This window comes from Mucilaginibacter sp. GW821-FHT07H05, from assembly GCF_059418485.1.
Window position 1 is genome coordinate 291,713 of the sequence record NZ_JBWKPY010000007.1, and the last position, 23,774, is coordinate 315,486.

At 43.7% G+C, this 23,774-nt stretch carries 23 protein-coding genes; 14 read left to right on the plus strand and 9 right to left on the minus strand.

Annotated elements, in window-relative coordinates; all coding sequences use genetic code 11:
* Positions 1–154: 154 nt before the first annotated feature.
* The 3 genes from AC07M6_RS19580 to AC07M6_RS19590 all read right to left on the minus strand — a co-directional run bounded on the left by AC07M6_RS19580 (position 155) and on the right by AC07M6_RS19590 (position 4,393).
* Positions 155–2,674: a S9 family peptidase gene (locus AC07M6_RS19580; RefSeq protein ID WP_494892367.1), complete on the minus strand. Its 2,520-nt coding sequence runs from the start codon at positions 2,672–2,674 to the stop codon at positions 155–157.
* Between the two features lie 332 nt (positions 2,675–3,006).
* Positions 3,007–3,384, minus strand: coding sequence for a hypothetical protein (locus tag AC07M6_RS19585; RefSeq protein WP_494892369.1), 378 nt, complete (start codon positions 3,382–3,384; stop codon positions 3,007–3,009).
* 331 nt (positions 3,385–3,715) lie between these two features.
* On the minus strand, positions 3,716–4,393 hold the full coding sequence (locus AC07M6_RS19590; RefSeq protein WP_494892371.1) for a hypothetical protein: 678 nt from the start codon (positions 4,391–4,393) through the stop codon (positions 3,716–3,718).
* A gap of 184 nt (positions 4,394–4,577) precedes the next feature.
* On the opposite strand from AC07M6_RS19590, the gene AC07M6_RS19595 reads away from it, so the two are divergent.
* The 4 genes from AC07M6_RS19595 (at position 4,578) to AC07M6_RS19610 (ending at position 7,766) form a co-directional block, all read left to right on the plus strand.
* Positions 4,578–5,804: an NADP-dependent isocitrate dehydrogenase gene (locus AC07M6_RS19595; protein ID WP_494892373.1), complete on the plus strand. Its 1,227-nt coding sequence runs from the start codon at positions 4,578–4,580 to the stop codon at positions 5,802–5,804.
* Between the two features lie 113 nt (positions 5,805–5,917).
* Positions 5,918–6,379, plus strand: coding sequence for a hypothetical protein (locus AC07M6_RS19600; protein WP_494892375.1), 462 nt, complete (start codon positions 5,918–5,920; stop codon positions 6,377–6,379).
* 280 nt (positions 6,380–6,659) lie between these two features.
* A complete protein-coding gene (locus tag AC07M6_RS19605) occupies positions 6,660–7,142 on the plus strand; it encodes a hypothetical protein (protein ID WP_494892377.1) in 483 nt (160 codons plus the stop codon).
* Positions 7,143–7,250: 108 nt separating this feature from the next.
* On the plus strand, positions 7,251–7,766 hold the full coding sequence (locus AC07M6_RS19610; protein ID WP_494892379.1) for a hypothetical protein: 516 nt from the start codon (positions 7,251–7,253) through the stop codon (positions 7,764–7,766).
* Between the two features lie 16 nt (positions 7,767–7,782).
* On the opposite strand, the gene AC07M6_RS19615 is transcribed toward AC07M6_RS19610, so the two are convergent.
* Positions 7,783–8,313, minus strand: coding sequence for a DUF3267 domain-containing protein (locus tag AC07M6_RS19615; RefSeq protein ID WP_494892381.1), 531 nt, complete (start codon positions 8,311–8,313; stop codon positions 7,783–7,785).
* Between the two features lie 8 nt (positions 8,314–8,321).
* Positions 8,322–9,365 carry a tetratricopeptide repeat protein gene (locus tag AC07M6_RS19620; protein WP_494892383.1) on the minus strand — a complete coding sequence of 348 codons (1,044 nt, stop codon included), beginning with the start codon at positions 9,363–9,365 and terminating at the stop codon, positions 8,322–8,324.
* A gap of 125 nt (positions 9,366–9,490) precedes the next feature.
* Here AC07M6_RS19620 and AC07M6_RS19625 point away from each other — a divergent pair, with 125 nt between their 5' ends.
* Positions 9,491–10,471 (plus strand): type I phosphomannose isomerase catalytic subunit, encoded by a 981-nt coding sequence (locus AC07M6_RS19625; protein ID WP_494892385.1) that lies wholly within the window; start codon positions 9,491–9,493, stop codon positions 10,469–10,471.
* A 159-nt stretch (positions 10,472–10,630) separates the two neighbouring features.
* On the opposite strand, the gene AC07M6_RS19630 is transcribed toward AC07M6_RS19625, so the two are convergent.
* Entirely contained in the window at positions 10,631–11,287 is a 657-nt protein-coding gene (locus AC07M6_RS19630) for a 3-oxoacid CoA-transferase subunit B (protein ID WP_494892387.1), read from the minus strand.
* Positions 11,288–12,172: 885 nt separating this feature from the next.
* Here AC07M6_RS19630 and rpsF point away from each other — a divergent pair.
* The 5 genes from rpsF (at position 12,173) to AC07M6_RS19655 (ending at position 14,949) form a co-directional block, all read left to right on the plus strand.
* Positions 12,173–12,535 (plus strand): 30S ribosomal protein S6, encoded by a 363-nt coding sequence (gene rpsF, locus AC07M6_RS19635; RefSeq protein ID WP_494892389.1) that lies wholly within the window; start codon positions 12,173–12,175, stop codon positions 12,533–12,535.
* Between the two features lie 3 nt (positions 12,536–12,538).
* Positions 12,539–12,802 carry a 30S ribosomal protein S18 gene (gene rpsR / locus AC07M6_RS19640; RefSeq protein WP_494892391.1) on the plus strand — a complete coding sequence of 88 codons (264 nt, stop codon included), beginning with the start codon at positions 12,539–12,541 and terminating at the stop codon, positions 12,800–12,802.
* Positions 12,803–12,818: 16 nt separating this feature from the next.
* The gene (gene rplI, locus AC07M6_RS19645) at positions 12,819–13,262 is read left to right on the plus strand and encodes a 50S ribosomal protein L9 (RefSeq protein WP_494892393.1); all 444 of its coding nucleotides are present in this window, start codon (positions 12,819–12,821) and stop codon (positions 13,260–13,262) included.
* A gap of 275 nt (positions 13,263–13,537) precedes the next feature.
* Positions 13,538–14,227, plus strand: a complete 690-nt coding sequence (gene mtgA, locus AC07M6_RS19650) for a monofunctional biosynthetic peptidoglycan transglycosylase (protein WP_494892394.1) — start codon at positions 13,538–13,540, stop codon at positions 14,225–14,227.
* 329 nt (positions 14,228–14,556) lie between these two features.
* On the plus strand, positions 14,557–14,949 hold the full coding sequence (locus AC07M6_RS19655) for a group III truncated hemoglobin (RefSeq protein ID WP_494892395.1): 393 nt from the start codon (positions 14,557–14,559) through the stop codon (positions 14,947–14,949).
* 41 nt (positions 14,950–14,990) lie between these two features.
* Here the strand turns inward: AC07M6_RS19655 and AC07M6_RS19660 are convergent, their stop codons facing one another.
* Positions 14,991–16,286 (minus strand): zinc dependent phospholipase C family protein, encoded by a 1,296-nt coding sequence (locus tag AC07M6_RS19660; RefSeq protein WP_494892396.1) that lies wholly within the window; start codon positions 16,284–16,286, stop codon positions 14,991–14,993.
* A gap of 124 nt (positions 16,287–16,410) precedes the next feature.
* Complete coding sequence (locus tag AC07M6_RS19665; protein ID WP_494892397.1) at positions 16,411–17,322, minus strand: hypothetical protein; 912 nt, start codon at positions 17,320–17,322, stop codon at positions 16,411–16,413.
* A 127-nt stretch (positions 17,323–17,449) separates the two neighbouring features.
* Here AC07M6_RS19665 and AC07M6_RS19670 point away from each other — a divergent pair, with 127 nt between their 5' ends.
* The gene (locus AC07M6_RS19670; RefSeq protein ID WP_494892398.1) at positions 17,450–18,403 is read left to right on the plus strand and encodes a hypothetical protein; all 954 of its coding nucleotides are present in this window, start codon (positions 17,450–17,452) and stop codon (positions 18,401–18,403) included.
* 62 nt (positions 18,404–18,465) lie between these two features.
* Here AC07M6_RS19670 and AC07M6_RS19675 read toward each other — a convergent pair whose 3' ends face one another.
* Positions 18,466–20,199 (minus strand): glycoside hydrolase family 28 protein, encoded by a 1,734-nt coding sequence (locus AC07M6_RS19675; protein ID WP_494892399.1) that lies wholly within the window; start codon positions 20,197–20,199, stop codon positions 18,466–18,468.
* A 224-nt stretch (positions 20,200–20,423) separates the two neighbouring features.
* Here AC07M6_RS19675 and AC07M6_RS19680 point away from each other — a divergent pair, with 224 nt between their 5' ends.
* From AC07M6_RS19680 to AC07M6_RS19690, 3 genes are all read left to right on the plus strand, one after another.
* On the plus strand, positions 20,424–21,335 hold the full coding sequence (locus AC07M6_RS19680) for an AraC family transcriptional regulator (RefSeq protein WP_494892401.1): 912 nt from the start codon (positions 20,424–20,426) through the stop codon (positions 21,333–21,335).
* Between the two features lie 233 nt (positions 21,336–21,568).
* Positions 21,569–22,171, plus strand: a complete 603-nt coding sequence (locus AC07M6_RS19685; protein WP_494892402.1) for an RNA polymerase sigma factor — start codon at positions 21,569–21,571, stop codon at positions 22,169–22,171.
* Between the two features lie 101 nt (positions 22,172–22,272).
* Positions 22,273–23,454 (plus strand): FecR family protein, encoded by a 1,182-nt coding sequence (locus tag AC07M6_RS19690; protein WP_494892403.1) that lies wholly within the window; start codon positions 22,273–22,275, stop codon positions 23,452–23,454.
* Positions 23,455–23,774: the final 320 nt, after the last annotated feature.

Below are 23,774 nucleotides of genomic sequence, written 5' to 3' on the forward strand. Positions count from 1 at the left end.
TGTAAACTCATTATTAATAACCCAATAAGCTTGTGATTATTATGATAACGACGATGTGGTGAAAAGACTTACGAAGTTTTAAAAACTTCGTAAGTCTTCCTGATTGTCATTGCCAGGAGCAGTAGGAGATTGTGTAGCGGGTGCGACGCGGCAATCAATTCTCTTCCGGGCTTGCCGCAGCAGGCCGTTTGTTGGTCATTTCAACCTCGCGGGTCATTTCTACAATATCCACCGGTTGCGAGAAATCGCCCAGCAGCCACTTGCAAAAGTAATCACCTTTTTGCCAGAAGAAATATTCGGTCATATCCCCATAAGCATGGCGCTGGCCCGGTAACAATACATAATCGAAACGTTTATTGGCTTTGATTAATGCGTTAATGACGCGGATGGTGTTTGATGGGCTCACATTGTTATCAATATCCCCGGTTGATAGCATCAGGTGGCCTTTCAGGTTTTTGGCCAGGTCCTGGTTTTTATCAATAGCATAAGTAAAGGTAGTATCGCCTTTTGGGGTAATGATTTCCTTTACGCCGTGGTGCTTCTCGCTCCACCAGCGGTTGTAAATGCTGTTATCGTGGTTGCCCGATTCGGATACCGCCACTTTATAAAAATCGGGGTAAACCAGCAAGGCCGCGGTAGACATAAAGCCGCCGCCCGAGTGGCCGGTAATGCCCACACGGGTAATGTCGATAAAAGGATATTTATCAGCCAACTGCTCTACCGCTGATTTTTTATCGGCCAGGCCGTAATCGCGCAGGTTGCCATAGCCGTAATTGTGATACCATTTAGATCGCTCGGGGTTGCCGCCACGGTTACCTACCGATATCACAATAAAGCCAAACTGGGCCAGGCGGTCGGTATAATCCATACTGCGGCTAAAGGCCGTATTTACCGCCTCGGTTTGCGGGCCGGGGTATACGTATTCAATAATAGGATACTTTTTAGCCGGGTCGAAATCGTAAGGTTTGTACATCACACCGTACAGGTCGGTAATGCCATCGTCGGCCTTTATTTTAAACGGTTCGGGGAATTTGTAGCCCGCCGATAACAGGTGGCTCAGGTCGGCACTTTCCAGTTCCATGATTTTATTGCCCGCGTTATCATATAAGGTAGATTTTGGCGCGGCGTTTACCCTGCTGTAGTTGCCTACAAAGTATTTGCTGTCATCGCTCATACTGGCGGTGTTGGTAAAATTGCCGCTGTTCAGCAATTTCAACCCGCTGCCATCTAAATGGATGCTGTACAGATGTACATAATAAGGATTCTCGTTAGCTTCGCGACCGACCGCGGTGAAGTACAGGGTACGGCTTTTCTCGTCCACATTTACCATATCATCGCAATGGAACGATCCGCTGGTGATCTGGTTCTTCAGGTTACCGTCACCATCAAACAGGTAAAAATGTGCCCAGCCGTCACGCTCCGACCAATGGATCAACTCCTTGCCGCCATTGATCAGCCATGGGCGGGCAATTTCCACATAAGTGTTCATGCGTTCCTGTATCAGCATCTTCACCGCGCCGGTGGTAATGTTCACACTGCATACGTCAATCTTCTTCAAATCGCGACCGGTACGGTAGAAGTAGAATTTCTCGTTATCGCCCAGCCATAGCGACGGCCTGAACTCATCATCGCGCGATTTTTGTAAAACCGGTGCCGACCACATGGATACGTCCTGATCTTTAAATGCCGCTACCGCTAATTTTTTATAGGTTTTGGCTTCAAAATCAAATAGTAGTATTTCATCTATCGGCGCTTCCTTTTCGCCGGGCATCTGGTACTTGTAGGTTTCAAGGGTAGGGCGTGGATCGGCAACGCTGTTGATCACCCAAAAATCCTTCACCTTGCGCTGGTCGGTACGGTTCATGGCAAAATGTTTTGAATCCGGCGACCATAGCACACGTGTCGGCTTGCGCTTCTTCGCATTTTTTTCGCGCTCTACATTGGTTTCGTTCCCGTCCGAATCGCCGTACGAATAGTTTTCGATGCCATCCTTAGTCAGTTGATGTTCAACTACGGTGCTGTCGTCTTCATTCTTCAAAGCCTTTTTGTAATTGGCCTTATCCATCCAAAACAAATTATACTTGCGGGCAAAGATGATCACCGAACTATCAGGCGCTATAGATGCCCAGGCGGGTTTGGGTTTTACCTTTTCGTAGTTCTTTAACTCGGATACCTTTTCGGTTTGCAGATCGTACAAAAAGTAAAACGTTTTCTTCTCCAGCGAGTCGGCTGCTTTTTTATCCTTACGGTCCTTCTTTACCTGGTCAACAGTGCTTTTCAGTTCAAATTGTACACTTTTCTCGTCTTTGGTGAATTTTAGGTTTTCAATAGGCAAATGCTGCGCGTCAAATGGATCTTTAACAATCAGTGTGATGGCTGCCGCCAGTTTGGCGTTATCAAACATCAGCTTTTTGGTTTTAAAGGCCGGATCAACAATATACCATTTGCGGCCCTCGCCACTCTCGTACGAATACCAGAAACGGTCGGATAGTTTCAGCCAATGCGGATCTACCGAAGTACTGAAAACCATTTTGCCGATCTTTTTGGGTGAGAAGCGTGCTGCCAGTAAATAATTGCCTTTAGCAGGGGCAGGGTTACTTGTTGCAGCAGCGGTTTGGGCATTTGCTTTAAAACAGCAAAACGCAGCTAATAATAAAAAGTAAAGTTTCTTCATCGTGATAAATTAAAGAGGTTAAGATAGGGAATTTTCAGGAATGTGCAGATGGCGATGTATGCTTATGACGTGTGTATTGGCAAACTATCTTAAAAAGATAGCAGGTTCAGAAACCCCTATAAACAAGTAAAGCCCCTGATGAGCAGGGGCCTTTACTAACCAATTATAAACCTTATGTGTGAGAGACTTAATTAAATTATGATGCAAATATATGTCATCCAAACATTTTTAACAAACTTTTTATAAAATTTAACAATTTGTTAACAAATAGGCAACTATAGTTAGATATTATTGAATTAATCGTATCTGATATAATGCAAACAATTAATCAATTAGTTTGAAACCTGCATTTTTAGTGCAGGGGAGGTGATCAGGGCTATTAACGCTTCCACCTCGTTTTGAAGGCCGGCCAGGCCATCGCGGTAATAAGTTTCAAGCGTACGATCAATGGCTTTTAGCTTGCGGCGCATAGGACGGTAACAAAGCAGGATGGCTTTCAGCGTACGGCTTTGATGTATTTGCTGAACCGGTGGAGCTACATCAGGTACAACCTGTACCAGTTCATCCTCCAACTCAAGGCGTTTACGGTTAAGGAGTGTGAGTGCGAAAGCGTTACTTTCACTATAAGCAAATGTTCCAAGTCGTTTTATTTGTTGCAATAGCTGTTGCAAATGGGTTAGGATATTTTTAGGGTCGTGCACATTCTCCATACTTCACGGTTTTTTTAAATAAAACTTATGGTAACAACGGCAGTATCTATCTTGATATTGTTTGCCGATGATGAAATTTAAATGAAATTATAAACTATTACATTACCATGCAATAGATGGATGCAATTTGCGGACAATTTATTTTTTGCTGACTAAGGCGTGCAGAAAAAGCTTAAACAATAAGGCGGTTAGGAATGAATCTTTGTGTAAAATCTTCGCATTCTTTATGGTTAATTTAGCCACAAAGTGCACAAACAGAGAAGCACTAAGAGCACAGAGTTAGATATTTGAGCGGTTTTTCTAAACGACTTATAATACGGCCCCTCTAATATTAATAACTGATAGATTTACGGTAAGATGTACTGCCGCCAATGCCAAACTTTAAGCCTATCACAATCTGGTTATAATAATCCTGCCTGGCGCCATAGCTAATGCCATCAAAATTATCGCTCATGATCAGGTTGCGCTGGTAGCCGATATCAAATTTAGCCCAGGGCTCATTATAACTATTAAAAAGCTTAAACTCGTAGCCAACCTTTAGCGGGATAAATATATTGCTGCCTTTGGATTCGACAGATAGCGAACCGCTGTCGTAGATTTTTAAATCGGTATAAATTACGCCAACACCACCACTGATATAGATGTTTTTTAATGCGTTATTAAATCGGCTTTGCGAGTAATCCAGCAATTCGCCCATTTGCAGCTGCGCCCTGAAAGAGAGCGCGCTGTAATCGTTCGTAAAGTTTAAGGCCGAGCCCGGTATAATCGTTAGTGAATCGGCCCTTAAGCTGCCCACCTGTAACTCGGCAATGTAATTAATGTATGGCGTGTAATTGTAAGTAAAATGGGCGTGGACAGCATAACTTGGTTTGGAATTTGCAAAATCAGTTTTTGTACTGTTAAACCCGGCCGAGAGGCCAAACTCATATTGTGAATAATTAAAACCTATCTGGGCTTGTGCCGCCAAAGCCGAAACGCATACTAACAGGGTAAATATTATTTTTTTCAAATGACAAGTTTTAAGTTTTATCCAATAAGTTTATGCTGCCTTTAGGGGTATGCACACATTGTTATCCCAAATGTATAATTTTTTTATGTCAGAACTAAATTTCTGCTGTAAAATTGAAAAATGAGTAAACTCAATTTTTATATATTTGGGAAATTTTAAAAACGATATTCAAATAAAATCAAATATGTCAAAAATTAAAGTAGCAAACCCGGTAGTTGAGCTGGATGGTGATGAAATGACCCGAATTATATGGCAGTTTATTAAAGATAAGCTGATATTGCCTTACCTTGAACTGGATATTAAGTATTATGACCTGGGTGTTGAATATCGTGATGAAACTAATGACCAGGTAACTATTGATGCTGCTAATGCTATTAAACAATATGGTGTTGGTATTAAATGCGCCACCATTACACCCGATGAGGAACGTGTAAAAGAGTTTAACCTGAAACAAATGTGGAAATCGCCAAATGGTACTATCCGTAACATTTTAGATGGTACAGTTTTCCGCGAACCTATTTTGATGAATAACGTGCCGCGTTTGGTACCTAACTGGACAGCGCCTATCTGCATTGGCCGTCACGCTTTTGGCGACCAGTACCGTGCTACCGATTTTGTAACCAAAGGGAAAGGTAAACTAACTATTACTTTCACTCCTGAGGATGGCAGCGCCGAGCAATCTTTCGAAGTATTTAACTTCAAGAGCGATGGTGTAGCTTTAGCGATGTACAATACCGACGAATCTATCCGTGGTTTTGCGCATGCTTGCTTTAACCAGGCGCTGATGAAAGGCTGGCCTTTATACCTGTCGACTAAAAACACCATCCTTAAAAAATATGATGGCCGTTTTAAAGATATTTTTGAAGAGATTTACCAAAACGATTATAAAACCAAATTTGATGCAGCAGGCATTGTTTACGAACACCGCCTGATTGACGACATGGTTGCATCGGCCCTGAAATGGAACGGTAACTTTGTTTGGGCTTGTAAAAACTATGATGGCGACGTGCAAAGCGATACTGTTGCACAAGGTTTTGGCTCGTTAGGTTTAATGACCAGTACTTTGGTTACACCTGATGGCAAAACCATGGAAGCTGAAGCTGCGCATGGCACCGTAACCCGCCACTACCGCGAGCATCAGAAAGGCCGTCCAACATCTACTAACCCTATTGCCTCTATCTTCGCGTGGACACGTGGTTTAGAGTTCCGCGGTATCCTTGATGGTAACCAGGAACTGATCGATTTCTGCAAAACACTTGAGCAGGTTTGTATCGAAACCGTGGAAAGCGGCAAAATGACCAAAGATTTGGCCATCACCATTAAACCAAAGGTAGAGCACGGTACCGATTACCTGTATACCGAAGAGTTTTTGGAAGCAATTAACGAAAACCTGAAAGCTAAATTGGCGTAAGCTGATTGTTGATGATATGGCCATGCCCCCAAATATTTCGGGGGCATTTTTATTTTACAGCCATTTGTAGCGTAAGCAAAAAGATCTGCGTAATAATTATCAAACTGACCAGCGTGAAACATCTTAACATTTTTTGCTTTGGCGTATTCGGCCTAATGAGTGCGGCTTTTTTTACGGCATGTAATAATAAGTGTAGCGAAATAGCCTGTGTAACCGGGCCACCCAGCTTAATATTGGATTTAAGGGATGCGCAAAACCGTGATCTGTTGAACCCGGCTACACCGGGGCACTATGATACGGCAAAAATAAGGCAGCTCAATAATGGGATGTATAAGATCATTCCACCGGGTATGTATTTTTTTAATAAAGACCGGATTAAGATAATCGGTACATGGGCAGTAGGTGAAACTACAACTTACATTAAGTTAAGCGAAACAGATCAGGATACCATTTATACAAATGTGAAAAGTGTAACCCGTAATTGCTGCAGCAGTACTGAGTTTACCGCATTTAGTTATAATGGCAAAGCCAATACCGATTCGTTAAAAAGCCGGTACTTTATTATCGTAAAATAGTTCTCCAGAGGTTTAATAAGCGGGCCCATCCTTTTAGGGTGGGCTTTGTTGTGTTGTAGCGTTAAGATTTTTCTATCGTAATAAACCTAAGTAGACCACGGTACCGATTACCTGTATACCGAAGAGTTTTTGGAAGCCATTAACGAAAACCTGAAAGCTAAACTGACATAATAGCCAAAAGCTAAAAGGATAAAACACAAAGCCCCGGAGTTTAAATTCGGGGCTTTTGCTTATTGTAGCATATTGTTATTAGCACTCGTAATATTATTAAAAAAGCATTATGAGAAAAAAATACGCGTTACAAATTTGCGTTTTTTGCGCCGTTGTTTTAACCATGTTAAACGCTTGTACAAAGGGCGTAGATGCCACACAAAATGGTTGCGAGCAGCTTGCTTGTGCCCAGTCTTTGCCAATAATTATACTTGATTTTATAGATAAACAGGGGCGCGATCTGTTAAACCCCGCGACACCGGGACATTACGATAGCCTGAAAATTATGCAGCTAAATCCCGCCGCCGGTATATCAATTATACGTGCTGGAGTAACCCCGCCAAATATCAACCACCGCAAAATAGTGCTTAATGCAAAGACGGGCGAAAATACCACTTACTTAAAATTAAGTGATACCGACCAGGACACCGTTTACTACAACATGCAAATAACTAACAGTTGCTGCATCAATCATAAACTTACAGCCTTTAGTTATAACGGCAAGGCCAATACCGATTCGTTAAAAAGCAGGTACTTTATTATCGTAAAATAGTTCTCTGAGGTTTAAATAGGCAGGCCCATCCTAAAAAGATGGGCTTTGTTGTAATGTAGCGTTAAGGGTTTTGTTATCGTAATATATTAAAACAGTAAACCTGATGTTATGAAAAAAGCAGTCTGTCTTTTATTATCCGTACTGATCCTATCCATATCCTGTAAAAAAAATAAGACCCAGGAAAGCGCGGAAACCTGCGATATACAAAAAACGCAAACACAAAACAGCAGTAAGGCGACCATTACCAAAGGGGTATGGGGAACAGTATCTATCAGGCAGGGCAATTGTATGCCGATGGTGAGCCCGACACCCAGCACCTGTACCGAATGTGCTATACAGCGCGAGGTGCGCATTTACGCTTACACCAAAAGCACTAATGCAACGCCTGCTATGCCCGTAAATGGTTTGTACGATAGCTTTAATACCCAACTGATAAAAACCGTAACAACAGATGCGCAAGGCTTTTTCCAGGCCGAACTGCCCGATGGCAAATACACCGTTGTATTTGTGGAAGACGGCAAGCTATATGCCAGTATCGGCGACGGGCAGGGCGGTATATCGCCGGTAGAGATACAACAGGCTAAAGTAAACTTAAATTTAGTGCTGAACAGGGCTGTTTATTAGCAATCGATATTGTTGATTAAGCCAATAATGTAATTAATAAAGTAGGCAGGCCAATTGCAATAGCTATACCATAAGCAAGATCAAGCCAAAAGAAACTGCCTATTGCGCCAGCATATATCAAGCCTACTACGGGATAGGCTAAAACTTTCACCCACAAAGGCGTCCCCGATTCTTTTATTGACTCCAGTATAGCTGTGGCATCTCCCCGGCTGGGAAAAGCATGCATAGCAATAGATACTCCCAGGTAAATCAATAAATAATCGGCAGGGGTGGCATTATCAAATTTAAATATGGGTAAAGCTGCAGGGAAAGCTATCAGTGCACCTAATATGGTGTTTACAAAAAATGGCCCCACGCTAATTAATATCGAATGCAATTTATTGGGCACCGTTTCATGTAATACATATCCTGCCGGATTAGCTGCCTGGAAATAAACTACCTTAAAAACAGGCACTTTAAACCAGCGGCAAAAAAGCTGATGGGCCAGTTCATGAACAATAACGCCGGGAAAGGTAAGCAGCGTAATTAATATACCGGGAATAAACATAGTAAGGTTTAGTTTTGATATTTAACTTTATTTGAAATTACATTTTGCACATACTTAAAATAGGTTGCCTTAACACTATCGTGGCGTGCTAAAGCTATCATCTCATCACGTTTTTTAAGATCGTTATTAAAATGATAGGCTAAAATTAATGTAGATGTGTTATAGCCATCATTTTTATCAAGGGCATATACCTGTTTGGCCATTTGCAGCGCTTCGGTGTTTTTTCGTTTCTTAATCAGCGTACGTGCTTTTGATGATAGTGCATATAAATTTTGATGGTTCATCTCCAGCATTTCATCACAATATTTAAGCGAAGAATCGGGCTGGTTCAATTCGCGCTTAACCATAGCCCTGGTAGCTAATGCCGGTAAAAAGCGGGGATGCATGTTTAATACTTTATTCAATAAAGTATCGGCAGTAGGATACTTTTCCTGATCGGCATATAACGATGCCAGCGAAAAAACAGCATACATATCGCCGGGGTATTTTTTGATATAGCTTTTATAAGCAGTATCGGGTACAGTGGTATTTTTATACTTTGCAAATGCTGTGTTAAACGTAGAATCAGGTATGTAATATTGGGTTTCAGTCATTACCTCATTAACGCGGTTAACCAATGCTGTATCCTCCATTTTCCTGCCTTTAAGGGCCTCTGTACAATTAAACAGGGTTTTAAAGTCGGCATTATAAAAGCTTGCAATTGCTAAATGCAAAAGCAATTCTTCCGATTTTGGGGCTATTTTTATAGCTTTCTCTAATTCGCGTTGCTCGGTTAAATATTCATGTTTCTTTTCGGCCTTTTCTGCTTTTGCTAAATTAATTGCCGCGCTAAAGTTTTGGGGTAACCATATCATTGAGATAACCATTACTACCAATACACCCGCGCCAAATAATTTAACCCACATGGGGATTGGGAAATTAATTAAGTTTTGCCTGCATGGCGCACAAAGTCTATTAGGATAGCCTGTTAATACATCCGGACTGTTACAGTTAATACAATTATTGTTTATTTCGTGGGCAGGAGATAATTGATCGTGAAAGCTTTCTTCCATTATGTAAGGATTTGTAAGGTTGCCTCTAAGCTATTGAAAATTTAATAAAAACTAAAATGTTGATCAGAACTTGTTTTTATCTTTCTTGTTTAACTTCATAACTTAGCAAAATCAAATACACTACCATGTCAGCATTATACCCACTACAATTCAAAACCATTTTTAAAGATAAAATATGGGGCGGTCAAAAGATCAGGACCTACCTGCATAAAGATTTTGGCGATCTGCCTAATTGCGGCGAAACCTGGGAGATCTCGGGTGTAAAATCTGATGTATCGGTGGTAGCCAATGGCGCGTTGGCGGGCGAGTCCCTGGCCGACCTGCTGGAACAGTACAAAGATGAACTGGTGGGCAAGCATGTTTATAACCACTTTGGCAACATCTTCCCGCTACTGGTAAAGTTTATCGATGCTAATGATGACCTGTCTATCCAGGTGCACCCGGATGATGAACTGGCTAAAAAGCGCCACAATTCATTTGGCAAAACTGAAATGTGGTATGTGATAGAAGCCGACCCGGGTTCGACCCTTATTGCTGGTTTCAGCGAAAGGGTAGATGAGCGGACTTACGTAGATAAGCTAAACAGCGGCCATATTATGGATATCCTGAACAAAGAGCAGGTAAGCGCCGGCGATGTGTTCTTTTTACCCGCGGGCCGTGTGCACACCATTGGCAAAGGTTTGTTGATTGCCGAAATTCAGCAAACATCAGATATTACCTATCGTATTTATGATTTTGACCGGGTAGACGATAAGGGCCAAAAGCGCGAGCTGCATACCGAACTGGCCTTAGCTGCCCTTGATTACAACGTTTACCCCGAATATAAGACCCAATACCAACCCAAACAAAACGAGGACGTACACCTGGTTAAATGCCCTTATTTTACCACAAATGTAATGGACTATACCCACAGCGTTTCGAAAGACTACAGCGGCCTTGATTCGTTTGTGATACATGTTTGCGTGGAAGGTGCCTATACCCTGAAATACAACGGCGGAGAATATGCCGTAAAAATGGGAGAGTGTCTGCTGCTGCCAAAGGTGATTGATCAGGTAGAGTTGATTACCGAAGGCGGATTTAAGATATTGGAGAGTTATATTGAGTAACAAGTCGCAGACTTGTTTCATCCGTAAGTTTCAGTCGCAGACTGAAACCAGGTATACTTATAATAACGGCGGCATTGCAAAGCAATGCCGCCGTTTAAATTTTTACTGGCTTCAGTCTGTGACTGAAGCCTATGGATCGAGGAGGTCTGTGACTTTATTTCACAACATCATCTCCGGTACATCACCGTCCACAATCAACTTCCCGGCGGTAGCTTTTATAATTTCATCCACGCTAATGCCCGGCGCGCGCTCAACTAATTTGAAACCACCGCCCGGTAAAACATCCAGCACGGCCAGTTCGGTCACTATTTTTTTAACGCAGTTAACGCCGGTGAGGGGTAGGGTGCAGGCAGGGAGTAGTTTAGATTCGCCGGCTTTGTTTACATGCTGCATGGCTACTATAATATTTTCTGCACTGGCCACCAGGTCCATGGCGCCGCCCATGCCTTTTACCATTTTACCCGGAATTTTCCAGTTGGCTATATCGCCGTTTTCGGATACTTCCATGGCGCCCAAAATGGTGAGATTTACTTTTTTGGCGCGGATCATCCCAAAGCTCATGGCCGAATCAAACACGGCCGAACCGGGCAGCATGGTGATGGTTTGCTTGCCCGCGTTAATGGTGTCGGGGTCTTCTTCACCGTCAAAAGGGAAGGGGCCCATGCCCAGCAAACCGTTCTCCGATTGCAGCACCACATCCATATCGGCCGGGATATAATTAGCCACCAGGGTAGGAATGCCGATACCCAGGTTCACGTAATATCCGTCCTTAATTTCGCGGGCTATGCGTTTGGCTATGCCTTGTTTATCTAACATAATTGGTTGTGTTTTTGGCCTGGCATTGGTAGGCCGAAGGCCTTACAAAGATGCGATTTGTTTGGTGTTTTAAGGCATGGCAGCCGCAGTTTTTTGCATCGGTAATTGCCTGATTAAAGGATTGCTTTAACTGGAAAATATGAGGCGAACATATTGAGCTGAGTGTTTTCTTTAATTAAACTAAGTATTTACTTAAATTTCATATATATCTGATTAATAAAGTTATAATTTTATTTCTTTATCCAAATACAGAACTTTTTTCTGGATAATTGGGGCGTTTTTACATTAAATTGGGCGTTGCCTGGGGCCCGGGCTTTCCGTACAAGTCCTCGCCAGGCCGGCGCGCTAACCCTTCCCGGCTCCGGGCTTTTCCTCCAATCCCTAACGCGGGGGACTCACCCGGTCTACGCTTCACTGCACCACCCTCTCTTCGTCTGCGGCGGAAAGAGGGGACTAAGAAACAGGCTTACGAAGTTTTCAAAACTTAGTAAGTCTTAACCATACGTTCGGCCCTCTTTCCGCGGAACGCGAAGAGAGGGCCGACGAGCGCAGCAATGTCGGGGTGAGTAAGGTGCGATGGCCCGCGTTAGGGATAGTAGTGGAAAGCCCACAGCGTGTGCCGGATTGTGTGGAAGGAAAAGCGAGGACTTGCAACGGATAGCCCGGGCCGAAGGCAACGCCCAAAGCTTTCCTACCCGATGGGGAAAGTCTGAACTTTGATTTATCGGATTAAATGATGACCACGATTTAGGTATCCTGCGAATCTTATAAATCCGACAAATCCCGGTTCAGACATTTTGTAATCAGCACTTTGATAAACCAAAAATACTTGCTACATTTGCGTCCCCGTTTATAGACGGGTAAAAGTAAAAAACAAATTAATCAATGCAACAGTACGAAACCGTAATCATTCTGACCCCGTTGTTATCAGAGGAGACCGCGAAAGAGGTAATTGCCAAATTCACAAAGATCCTTAAAGATAACGGAGCCGAAATTATCCAGGAGGATAATTGGGGTCTGAGAAAATTAGCGTATCCGATCCAAAAAAAATCGACAGGATACTATCACCTAACTGAATACAAGGCCCCGGGTGAACTAATTAACAAACTGGAAATTGACCTGAGGCGCGACGAGCGCGTTGTGCGGTTCCTGACCATTGCTTTGGATAAACATGCCATTGCTTACAACGAGAAAAAACGCAGCGGTGCATTTAACAAAAAGCCGGCAACTAAAACCGAGGAGGCATAACAAATGGCTAACGAACAAATTCAATACGTTACTGCTCCCAAGGTGGACGATAACCGTAAAAAATATTGCCGTTTTAAAAAGAACGGTATTAAATACATCGATTACAAAGACGCTAACTTTTTATTAAAGTTTGTTAACGATCAGGGTAAATTATTGCCACGCCGTTTAACTGGTACTTCATTAAAGTTTCAGCGTAAAGTGGCCCAGGCTGTTAAGCGTGCCCGCCACATCGGTTTATTACCTTATGTTACTGACTCACTAAAATAATCGGGAGGTTTAAACAATGGAAGTTATTTTAAAACAAGATATTAAAAACCTGGGTGAGAAAGACGATATCGTTAATGTAAAACCTGGTTATGGCCGTAACTTTTTAATCCCTCAGGGATTTGCACAGTTAGCCACTCCGTCAGCACGTAAAGTATTGGCCGAGAACATTAAACAAGCGCAGTTTAAACAAGAGAAGATCCGCAAGGATGCTGATGCTATTGCAGCCAAACTGGAAGGTGTAAAACTAACCATCGGCGCTAAAGCAGGCGAAAGCGGTAAGATCTTTGGTGCTATCAATACCATCCAGGTAGCTGATGCATTAAAGAAACAAGGCTTCGAGGTTGACCGTCGCCGCATCACTTTTGAAACTGAACCTAAATTTGTTGGCGAATATGTAGCTAACTTAAACCTGCACAAAGAGGTTAAGGTACAGGTTCCATTTGAAGTGGTAGCTGAGTAATTTAAATGCGAAAGGCGTAATGCCGATTGCGAAATGATATAAAAGCGTCCCGAAAACCGGGACGCTTTTTTTTATGCGATTTATCACCGCCCGTCATTGCGAGGTACGAAGCAATCTCCCCGGCGTAATCAGGTACGTAATGGCTTGCAAAGTTTTGAGATTGCTTCGTACCTCGCAATGACGGGGTGGATTAGGGTTTCGGCGCATTGTAGTCGGTCCGGCACATTTAGCAATTCCCATTTTGCCTTTCGCAATCAAAAAACTATTTTCACGGCATGAACGGTATCTGGAAGCTCGTCTGGCGCGTGGTTAAGCTCACGTTTATATTTTTTGTAGGGATAAGCCTGTTTATGGTGCTGCTTTATCGTTTTGTAAATCCGCCCGTTACCTGGCTGATGATTACGCGTGGCTTCGAGCGTAAATCGGATGGTAAAGACTGGAAGATAGATAAAAAGTGGGTGGATTTTGAAGATATTTCCGACCCGATGAAGCGTGCCGCCGTGGCTGCCGAAGACCAGAAGTTTTTAAACCATTACGGCTTCGACTTTAATGCCATGGAACGCGCCATTGATAAAAACGCTCATAGCCATAAACTGATCGGGGGGAGCACCATATCGCAGCAAACGGCCAAAAATGTTTTCCTGTGGCCGGGGCGCTCATATATCCGTAAAGCTTTCGAAGCCTGGTTTACCTTGCTGATAGAAGTTTTTTGGAGTAAAAAGCGTATTATGGAAGTTTACCTGAACGAGATAGAAATGGGCGACGGTATATACGGCATAGAGGCCGCCTCGCAGGCTTACTTCCATAAACCGGCATCACAACTCACCCGGCGCGAATCGGCCGCTATAGCGTCTATATTTCCCAATCCGCTGAAATGGTCGGCCACTAACCCCGATTACCGTTTGCAGCATCATCAATACCTCATCCTGAAAAATATGCGCCGGTTGGGGCCGCTGGATTTCTGATTGTCATTAGGCATTTCGCTGCGCTGTCATTGGTCATTAGTAAAAGTTCCCTCCCACGGCGAGGAGTGCGATTGCCCGTGTTGTGGCAGGGAGGGGTTTCTGCACTACACCTTCACAACCACTTCATTGCGAGGTACGAAGCAATCTCAAAACGTGTTCAATTTATAAAGGTGATGTAGCGTGTCGTTCTGCATGATCTCTTTGCAAACGGGAGACGCAAAGTATTGCGTCTCTACAACAAAAAATCGCCACTAATGATATTTGACCCACCTATTACCATAAAAGCCCCGCAGAAGCCTTAATTTAGCTGTTAAATAAAACAGCAGCATATGGAAGGCCAAACACAATTATTGGATTTAGATGACGTGAAAAGGCTGGTAAATGGCTTTTATGATAAGGTGCGGGCCGATGATTTGCTTGGCCCGGTATTTAACGAGCGGATACAAGACCGCTGGCCCCAGCATTTGGAAAAAATGTATGCTTTTTGGCAAACCACGCTGTTAGGCCAGCATACTTACAGTGGCCGGCCATTCCCGCCGCATGCTACGCTGCCGGTAGGGCCTCAGCATTTTGAACGCTGGATAGCATTGTTTACCCAAACCGTTGATGAACTATTTACCGGCGATAAAGCCGATGAAGCCAAATGGCGGGCCGGTAAAATAGCCGAAATGTTTGAAATGAAAGTTCATCATTTTCAAAACCACCCCGGGGGCATACTTTAAGTGAACAGGAAGTTTAGCCAGTACCTTGTAATTAACTGACGCTAATTGCCTTGTCCCTGGCTGGGTTTTAACATAGGTCCGTTCTTCAGATCTAAAGCTTTCATAGCACTCAATGCCTGGAATACCTTTTTACCGTAGCCTGATGGCGATTGCGATAGTTTTACACTATCAGCATTATGATAATAGCTGAGGATATTTTGCTGTAAGGAATAGGTTAAATAAGTAAACTTACTTTCCTGTAACCTAAGTATTAATTCATCATAAGTAATATCGGCCAGGCGGTATTCAGTCATGGTGGTTGGCTTGCCGGTATCATAGTCGATATTTTGCAGCGTAAGATGGTTGGGGTTAGTCTGCAACATGCGGGTATAATTGGTCAGGATACTATCCATGCTTTTGAGAAACAGGGTTTCGCACTCAACCCCCGGGTACCTGAACTTGAACTTTTTAAGCGGCCCCCTCTTCGGTAATACTTTTATCATAAAAGCAATGGCGCGGGCCTTAAAGTCGGGGCGGGTGTAGTTGCTTCCAAACTCCTGGTTAAACATCCGCCGTGGAATTTTAAAACTAAGGCTTTTACGCGTGGCCAGCGGGTTAAACTTCATAATCGTATCTTTTTGTGTTTTCCACGCGTTCTTGATCATCGCCGGGAACAAATTTCTTACTCCCCATCTAAACGTAGCTACGCTCGATTCAAAGTTGGGTAATACCGATTTAAGTTCCTGGCCGTAAACTTTTAAAAAAGCCCGTTCTAAAACAGGCTGCGACATACTGAAGCCAATAAAGTTATGATACGATGTTGTAGCGTAATTGCCCCGGGCGGTCTGTATCACATCAAATGCAAATTCCATGCGGGTGTGCGATGCATGGTCATCATCATAAGTAACCACATCGCCAAATTTGGCCCTTAAATCGGGTTTAAACAGGGGTACAGCTTTATTGGTAGCCAGCGAGTGGCCATATTTATCGGCCATGTAATGGGATGCCGCCCCAAGTGCAAATGCATATTCGTTCAGGTTACGTGCTTCATCGGCCATGGTTGATACAAATTCGCCGCTGCGCACATAGTGCAGCAAATCGGTAAAAAAAGGATCGCCGAAAGGCATATAACCCATATCGGGCAGCATACAACCGCCATAAGCATAGGCGTGCGCTTTTTTCAGATCGTCTTCGGTTGAACCCGGAAATTTTTTTAAGAGCAAGGGTTTTATCTGCTTATCCCATTCGGCATCAATAATAGCTTCATGTGCCAAAATAGAGAACCCGCTTGCGGGTGATATCATCAGCAACAGGAGAAACAGGGTAGTAATGCAATATTTAAATAATAAGGGTTTCAAAGCAATATTGGCTATAAACAATATAACGGGCAGGCAAAGCAATTGTTTTTTAGTGCTAAATCTGTTAATAAAAAAAGCCCTCCCGAGTATTCGGGAGGGCTCCTGTCAATATGTTTAATGGTGTTTACTGCTTTTTAGACACGGTATACTTACCCCAAAAATCTGTAGGGCTTAGCATGTTGGCAATATCGCCCATGCTGCGCGGCATACCACCGCCGCCGCCCATACCACCGCCGCTTACAACAACTGTTGTGGCCATACCACCGCCGCCACCACCGCCACTAAAGCTGGCGCCGCCGCCGCCCATTCCGCTCATAACCATGTGGTTCATACCCGGCATAAGAGCGTTCAGGTTAATACCGTTTAGTTTAATGTTATAAGCAAATGCCGAACCAGCATCCAGGTGCATAGCTTTAAGCGGCACCGCCATTTCAATAATCAGGGCGCCTTTACTGTCAAAATCTACAAAGGCTTTAATGCCATATTCGTTGTAAATGGAGATCACACTATCGGGGATATCTTTAAACCCTAGCAGTTTAACTTCTTTAAACGTGCTGACCGCTTTTTTGCGCATATCTGCAATAGCTGCAGAGTCGGGTGTTTGCGGCTGACCACCGCCACCAGGTGCTCTCATACTCATACCCTGCATCATGGTGCTGCGTAAATTAGCCATGTTCACTACCGGAAATGTCAATATAAAGGCGTCTTTCTCGTTCTTTTTGCCTGCCGTGTTGATGGTTAAATTGATACCGCCGCCAACAATTTTGTTATTGGTGGATTGATCAGTTGATTTCATGACCAGGTACAGGTTATTGTCATCGTTAGATACGGTGTAGAAAACATTGGTGGTTTTGTTAAACGCCTGGAAAGTATCGTTCCACTCGGTTAATTTGGCATCAACCTTAACATTGGCCGGCGCCCAAACGCTGGCTTCCTGTACAGTATTTAGTTTTTGTGCAAATGCCGAAAAGCCGGTCACGCTTAATAATAAAGCGCTGATACCAGCTTTGATGATTGTTTTTGGTGTTTTTTTCAAAATAATTAGCTTATTAATCAGATGGACTAAGATACTTAAAAATTGTTACAGGTTTTGAGCTGTTTTTTTCAGAATGGGTTATTTAGGCATCATTTTAGTAGATTAGCCTGATCAGATCTAATCATCTATGAAACTATACCTGTTACTGCTATCTATGTTGCTGTTGTGCGTTGTAGCCCAGGCGCAGCGTTCCGTGCCGGATACCGTGCAAAGCGGCGTTTATATTACCAGTATCCACGATATTAATTTTAAGGATAAGGAATACAGTATTAACCTGTGGCTATGGCTGAAATACAAGAACAAAAAATTCGATTTCCTGCATAACCTGGAAGTGCCGCAGGCTAAAACGGTCACTACATCTTACTCCACGGTTGATTCTACCGGCGGGCAGATCTACCTGCTAATGAAACTGCAGTGCGTGATGAAGGACACCTGGGCCACAGAGAATTTCCCCTTTGATAGCCAGCGGTTGCGCTTTTCTATCGAGAATTCGCAGTTTGATTCTAAAGCGCTGGTGTTTAAATCGGATACGCTGGGCAAACATTTCGATCCGCGTTTTACCCTGCGGGGCTGGCGGATAGACAGCCTGACCATTACCACCGGCACCAAAGTTTACGAAACCGGTTTTGGCGATGCCAGCCTGAAAAAACCGCATACCGAATACAGCAATTATAAGGTAAGGCTAAAAATAGACCGCGATGCGATGGGCCTGTTCTGGAAAATGTTTTTGGGGATGTATGTTGCTTTCCTGATTGCGTATATGTGCTTTTACATCCACTTTGATAGTATCGATTCGCGCTTTGGATTAAGCGTGGGCGCATTGTTCGCGGTTATCGGTAATAAGTATATTGTAGATTCGTCGCTGCCCGAAACCACTACATTTACGCTGGTCGACTCGTTACACGGGATGACTTTGCTGTTCATCCTGATGGTGATCATTTCCACGGCTTATTCGCTTCGGTTGATTAAGCAGGACAAAATAGAACGGGCCAAACGCTTCGATTTTATATGCGCACAGGTACTGCTGGCCACTTATGTAATTTTGAACGGGTGGCTGATCTATGAGGCGAGCATAAGCTAAGGGAGTTGCCTTGCTCATCCGCTGCCGTAAGCGCTTGTGGCCCGCAGAACAAAAACAAACTATCATTCCCGCCATTTCACGGCACTTTGTTGGGCGCCTTGTTTAAATGTAAACGGGGTTGTGGCTTTTGAAATATCGCCGCCATCAATTTTAATGTGTTTGTTATCGCTGCCTTCTACCTGTAAAAAAACCTGGGCAGCGCCTTTAAGGCGGGTGGCGGTCATGAGCAGGTCGCTGCTGTCAATCAAACGGCAGGCAGCTTCGGCTTGTGGATTTCCCTGCAAATTCAGACCGTTAATGGCGGCATCTTCCACATGGTCAAGTATCAGGGCCGGCCGCAGGTCGTCGGTTGCTGTGCTTAAACTTACATTATGTAAAATCAGTCCGCGCACATTCCGGGCATAAATCCCGTACGATGGCGGTACGCCTATCTGGTAGTATTCGCCAGCCACTTTAGGTACATCCCGCACCGCGCCCTGCTCTAAAGTACCGCCGCCCGGGAAAGTAATATGCACATCGTTAAAAGTGATGTTTTCCATAAACACCTTATCCATTGCGTTCAGGACTACACACGAGAATACTTCGCCGGGGTTATAATTACTGTCGAAAGTGGCATCGCGCAGTCGCACCGGCTTAACCACTGTAGCCGTAATGCCGCTAAAGGAGATATTGCGCACAATTCCGGACGCCCTTTCTGGCGTGGCAGCTTGCCCGCTTTGTAAGCCCACTCCAATAGAGACGGGCCCGGTTACATCCTTCATCACGATATTAGAGAAAGAAATATTTTCGAACCTTGAACCCGGTCCGCAGCGCATTTTTATAGGGCAGCCGTAAGTTTCATAGATCAGGCAATTAGATACGGTAATGTTCTCGGCCTCGCCGCCCCCAAAACGGAAAACCGACCAGCGCGTGCTAAAGCTGCAACCATCCACGGTAATAAATTTGCAGCTGCCAAACAGCGCGCAGGCATCGTCCTGGCTTTGTACATCGCAATTGCTAATGTGCACGTACCTGCTGCTGATAAAGTGAAACCCATCGTTATTATTCACTACCCGGCCGCGGATATGCAGGCCCTCCATCTTCACAAACTCGCTTTGTATCACCCTAACCGAGTGAAAAGCGCTGTTGAGTAAATAAATATCACGTACAGTAAGGTTTTTACATTGATGGAAAAGCAAGTGGTATGGCCTGTGCGGCCCTGTAATACCAGCCGGCGGCATTACGCCTTTTGCCGGGGCACGAAACTGGCCGCCCTGCCCATCTATAGTACCGGGGCCTTCAATAGTGATATTATCTGCTTTTACGGCAAAAAATAAGCCGACGTTACCATCACCTAAAGTAGAATCGCCGGTGAGCGGGATGGCATCGGCAGCGTAGTATTGCTTGCCATCGTCAGTACCTAATACGATGGCCTGGGCCGAGATATATAACCGCACGTTACTTTTTAATTCAACCGTGCCGGTAACAAATGTGCCGGCAGGTACCAGCACGGTGCCGCCTTGTTCTTTATTACATTGGTTAATTGCGGCCTGTATGGCTTTTGTATCCAATGTTTTACCATCGCCTTTAGCGCCAAAATCTTTAATATTATACGTGCGCACACCAAGGGTATGGTCGCTTTCGCCTTTTATCCCGGTTTCGGCGTTGGTGCCTTTACTTAACAGGCCCAGACCAACTGTTGCGCCTAAAGCCGGCAGAGATACTTTACTTAACCATTGCCGGCGCGAAACAGATACCGTCCCCGTAGTTTTGGCCTTTGAAAATAATGAACGCGATATTTGAGATAGTTTCTTCATCACACAGAAAAAAGGTTAATAAATGGTAGAGTACCCTAAGGTGGTATAACCAAAACTACAAAGAAGGAAATATGAATAGATGCGCAATATTCACCTGATATGCAATGTGGTTGTCAGGTTTACAGGGCCGTATCCCGAAAATTAATCGGGCATAGCCCCTTTTGTGCCGGCCTTATTGTCTTTTAATTAAAACACTTGCTTTTTGCTGTAACCTTAACTGACACATGAAACCTAAGTTACTTCAAGTATCCGCCAATGTAGAAAGCTCTTTCAGCGTGCGCCATGAAACAGTGCCAACTAATCATAATAAGTGGCACTATCATCCCGAGGTAGAAATTGTTTACTTTAAGAAAGGGTGCGGCACACAATTTATCGGCGATCATATCAGCCGGTTCATGAGCGGCGATATTATGGTGATTGGCGCTAACCTGCCCCACTACTGGCGTTTTGACGATCAGTATGTTGATGTGTACGGGCATGCGCCGGCCGATATCACAGTTATACATTTTTCCGAGATCTTCTGGGGGCAAAACTTTCTGCAGTTAGCCGAAAACAAGATGATAAAAACCATGCTTGAAAAGGCCAAAAGAGGTTTGCTGCTGCATGATGAAAACAAACAGCAGGTAGCCCAACTGATGGAAATGATGCCATACAGCCAGGCCAGCACCCGCATTATACTGTTGCTGAAAGTGCTGCTGGCTATCAGTAATTGCAAGCAAATTACCGCGCTGTCGTCTATTGGCTTTAAATACGATTATAAGGAACAGGAAAACGACCGGATCAACGCTATCTATCAATACTCCCTGGCTAATTTCAGAAGCCGGATCCAATTGGAGAAAATTGCCGAGATAGTGCATATATGCCCAAACTCGTTTTGCCGGTATTTTAAATCGCGTACCAAAAAAACCTATTCGCAATTCCTGATCGAAATAAAGGTTGGCAATGCCTGTAAACTGCTGATAGAGAATAAGCTGACAATTAAACAGTTATGTACGGAAAGCGGGTTTAACAGTTTTTCAAGCTTTCATAAATACTTTAAAAAAATAACCGGCAAAAGCCCCGCCATGTATAAAAACGAATTTATACAGCAGGCAAAAATTACCAATATGTCGTCACTGGTGCAAATATCGGCCTGATCTATTACCAGGTTTAACTGGGTCTGCTATTGATGAAAATGAAAGATCAAAATTTTGAGGGGAGTGGTTTTACCACTCCTTTTTTGTTGAACCGGTGGTAGGATGTTATGATACCCGAGGGTGAAAATAAGTTTAATTGGCATAATATTATCTCAATTTGCCAATTACAGGATAACCGTGTTGATTTTATAAGAATTTAAAATTAGTTTTAATCACCATTTATAAACATACTTATGCCTGCACCTGATCTTTTTAACGAAGATATATTGTTGCTACAAATAGCCGAAGGTAACCAACATGCCTTTGCCCGGCTATTCGATTGCTATCACCAGCAATTGGGTACGTATATTTTCCGTTTAACCGATTCGATGGAACTGGCCGAGGAAGTAGTGCAGGATGTTTTCCTGAAGATATGGACTAACAGGACAGAGCTTGCACAGATCAGGAATTTCAGGGCATACCTTTTTGTGATATCGAAAAATCACGCGCTTAACTGTATTAAAAAAGTGATCCGTCAACAAAAATATCAGCAGCAGTGGGAGGAAGAGCTTGCCGCCGAAGAAGAATTTGCAATGCCCGATGCCGTTGATAACAAATACTATAACCTACTGGATACCGCAATTAATAACCTGCCTCCCCAGCAGCAAAAAGTTTACCTGCTTAGCCGTCATGAACGGCTGAAGTACACCGAAATAGCCGAAGAAATGAATATCTCGCGCGAAACGGTTAAGAAATACCTGCAGCACGCCGTAGCATTTATCAGCACCTATTGCGAGCGTAACTCGGATATCGTCATGTTCCTGATCCTTTTTTTAAACTTTTTTAAAAAAGTTTAAAAAACGTACCCCCTTTTTTATCGCCCCGGTTGTCATTAGTGTAATAACCGCCGGTTTGTACTATTGCAAAACGGGTAATTACAATTTTTTCTAAATTGAAAATGAGCGACGCCGATAAAAGAATAGCCTATTTGTTTAACCTGTATTATCATAAGCAGGCTACAACCGAAGAGTTAAAGGAACTATTTGACCGGCTTAGCACTTATGACGACAACCAGCTTACCGATTTAATGCGCGAAGCCTGGGAGGATCTGCATACCCACGAAGATCTGTTTGACGAAGAAAAAAGCCAAAACATACTGAATAAAATCTTGAAGGATACACCACCGGCAAATGTGGTGAATATTAAACCTAAAAGATACTATTTGTGGAGTATCGCGGCTACCATCCTGGTTGCCCTGAGTGTTGGCGCCTGGTTTTTAAGCAAACCCAAGCCCGCTGATCCGCTAATGGCCAAAGTGCGCCCGTCGCATGACGCCTTGCCGGGGACTAATAAAGCCATCCTTACGCTTGGTAACGGCACAACCGTAGTGCTGGACGACGCTAACAAAGGCGTTATTGCCAAACAGGGCAATGCCGTTATCGTAAAAAATAAAGAGGGCCAGGTTGATTATCAGGTAGCCGATGCTAACACCGGCGAAAAAGCCATAGCTTATAATACCGTTACCACACCAAAGGGTTACCAGTATCATGTGGTATTGCCCGATGGCAGCAAGGTGTGGCTGAATGCGGCATCGTCCATCAAATTCCCAACCGAATTTACCGGGGCGCAACGCGATGTGGAAATGACAGGAGAGGCTTACTTTGAAGTAGCCAAAAATCCGGATATGCCTTTTATAGTAAAAACCAGCCGCGAGGAGGTAAAAGTTTTAGGTACCCACTTTAGCATTATGGCCTATGATGATGAACCGGTATTGCGGACAAGCCTGCTGGAAGGGTCTATTATGCTGACCAGTCAAAAAACAGTCAAGTTATTAAAACCGGGTAACCAGGCCATATTAAATGCGTATGGCGATGTGAATGTGATTACCGAAGGCGATATGGGCGAGGCCATTGCCTGGAAAAACGGCTTGTTTCAGTTTAAGGACGCGGGCATTGAAGGTATTATGCGCCAGGCCGCGCGCTGGTACGATGTGGATATCCATTACCAGGGGAAAATACCAACCCGCCAGTTTACCGGTAAAATACCCCGCAACGTAAAGTTATCAGAACTGCTGAGCATGTTTAAATATGCCGGGGTAAACTTTGATATTGAAGGCAAGGATGTTACGGTGACCAATTAAAATGTACCCGCCAGAAAAAGACCAATTACACAAATACAAGAATATCTAACCAATTATTCACTTTAAACAAAAACCAAATGAGGAAAAAATTACGAAAATCAAGTTAGTCGGGTGGTAGTCCGGATGATCGGCTGGTGGTGAACCCACTATCGGCAAAAATCATCATAAAAAAACCGGGAAGTGTTTGCAGCACCATCCCGGCAATATGTTGGGCTACCCAAAAAACATCCACGAAATAGAACGCTAACGTTTAACCCAAACACTACAAAAATATGAATTTTAATGCTAAGGTCATACCTAAGGCTTCGCCTGGGGTGCGT

What these genes read in the sequence shown, in the direction of transcription:
- AC07M6_RS19580 (WP_494892367.1), bottom strand. Translation starts at nt 2,674, where the DNA reads ATGAAGAAACTTTACTTTTTATTATTAGCTGCGTTTTGCTGTTTTAAA.
- AC07M6_RS19585 (WP_494892369.1), bottom strand. Translation starts at nt 3,384, where the DNA reads ATGGAGAATGTGCACGACCCTAAAAATATCCTAACCCATTTGCAACAG.
- AC07M6_RS19595 (WP_494892373.1), top strand. Translation starts at nt 4,578, where the DNA reads ATGTCAAAAATTAAAGTAGCAAACCCGGTAGTTGAGCTGGATGGTGAT.
- AC07M6_RS19605 (WP_494892377.1), top strand. Translation starts at nt 6,660, where the DNA reads ATGAGAAAAAAATACGCGTTACAAATTTGCGTTTTTTGCGCCGTTGTT.
- AC07M6_RS19610 (WP_494892379.1), top strand. Translation starts at nt 7,251, where the DNA reads ATGAAAAAAGCAGTCTGTCTTTTATTATCCGTACTGATCCTATCCATA.
- AC07M6_RS19615 (WP_494892381.1), bottom strand. Translation starts at nt 8,313, where the DNA reads ATGTTTATTCCCGGTATATTAATTACGCTGCTTACCTTTCCCGGCGTT.
- AC07M6_RS19620 (WP_494892383.1), bottom strand. Translation starts at nt 9,365, where the DNA reads ATGGAAGAAAGCTTTCACGATCAATTATCTCCTGCCCACGAAATAAAC.
- AC07M6_RS19625 (WP_494892385.1), top strand. Translation starts at nt 9,491, where the DNA reads ATGTCAGCATTATACCCACTACAATTCAAAACCATTTTTAAAGATAAA.
- AC07M6_RS19630 (WP_494892387.1), bottom strand. Translation starts at nt 11,287, where the DNA reads ATGTTAGATAAACAAGGCATAGCCAAACGCATAGCCCGCGAAATTAAG.
- rpsF (WP_494892389.1), top strand. Translation starts at nt 12,173, where the DNA reads ATGCAACAGTACGAAACCGTAATCATTCTGACCCCGTTGTTATCAGAG.
- rpsR (WP_494892391.1), top strand. Translation starts at nt 12,539, where the DNA reads ATGGCTAACGAACAAATTCAATACGTTACTGCTCCCAAGGTGGACGAT.
- rplI (WP_494892393.1), top strand. Translation starts at nt 12,819, where the DNA reads ATGGAAGTTATTTTAAAACAAGATATTAAAAACCTGGGTGAGAAAGAC.
- mtgA (WP_494892394.1), top strand. Translation starts at nt 13,538, where the DNA reads ATGAACGGTATCTGGAAGCTCGTCTGGCGCGTGGTTAAGCTCACGTTT.
- AC07M6_RS19655 (WP_494892395.1), top strand. Translation starts at nt 14,557, where the DNA reads ATGGAAGGCCAAACACAATTATTGGATTTAGATGACGTGAAAAGGCTG.
- AC07M6_RS19670 (WP_494892398.1), top strand. Translation starts at nt 17,450, where the DNA reads ATGAAACTATACCTGTTACTGCTATCTATGTTGCTGTTGTGCGTTGTA.
- AC07M6_RS19675 (WP_494892399.1), bottom strand. Translation starts at nt 20,199, where the DNA reads ATGAAGAAACTATCTCAAATATCGCGTTCATTATTTTCAAAGGCCAAA.
- AC07M6_RS19680 (WP_494892401.1), top strand. Translation starts at nt 20,424, where the DNA reads ATGAAACCTAAGTTACTTCAAGTATCCGCCAATGTAGAAAGCTCTTTC.
- AC07M6_RS19685 (WP_494892402.1), top strand. Translation starts at nt 21,569, where the DNA reads ATGCCTGCACCTGATCTTTTTAACGAAGATATATTGTTGCTACAAATA.
- AC07M6_RS19690 (WP_494892403.1), top strand. Translation starts at nt 22,273, where the DNA reads ATGAGCGACGCCGATAAAAGAATAGCCTATTTGTTTAACCTGTATTAT.